The 486-nt window shown below is 36.4% G+C and carries 1 protein-coding gene and 1 pseudogene; both read right to left on the minus strand.

Features of this window, described 5'->3' with window-relative positions:
- On the minus strand, positions 1-277 hold a 277-nt coding region (locus tag ACYVRH_RS14475; protein ID WP_461257568.1), incomplete at its 3' end, for an ATP-binding cassette domain-containing protein.
- Positions 277-486 (minus strand): annotated as a pseudogene (locus ACYVRH_RS14480) (hypothetical protein); the annotation flags it as partial. The pseudogene ACYVRH_RS14480 and the gene ACYVRH_RS14475, both read right to left, overlap by 1 nt.

Here is a 486-nt window from a genome sequence, read left to right on the forward strand (position 1 = left end):
GTTCAAAGCCAAAAACAATATTTTCGGCTGCGGTATATTCGGGAAACAGCATAAAATGCTGATGAACCATGCTTATATTTCCATTTTTTATTATTTCTCCACCGTCAAATTTTTCCAAACCGCAGAGAATTTTCATTAATGTCGTCTTCCCTGCCCCGTTCTCTCCCACGATGCATAAAATTTCTCCCTTACGCAAATCAAGGCTGATGTTGTTATTTGCTTTTTTACCGCTTCCGGGATACTGTTTGGTTATGTTCCTTAATTCAACGATATTCATTAAAAATCTTTCATAAACTTTTCAAATTTTTCGCGAATATCTTCAGGAAGGTCTTTATATCCCGGATCATCGTAAATAAAGTTTAGATAACCTTCTTTTACCCCGATTGTCTGTGAAATACCGTATTGAATCTTTCCGGCTAAAACGTCTTCTAATATTTCCATTATAAGTTTTTTCTGCTCCATAGAACCGCAGCCCAGTATGAAACC

The sequence above is a fragment of the Treponema sp. R80B11-R83G3 genome (assembly GCF_054786115.1).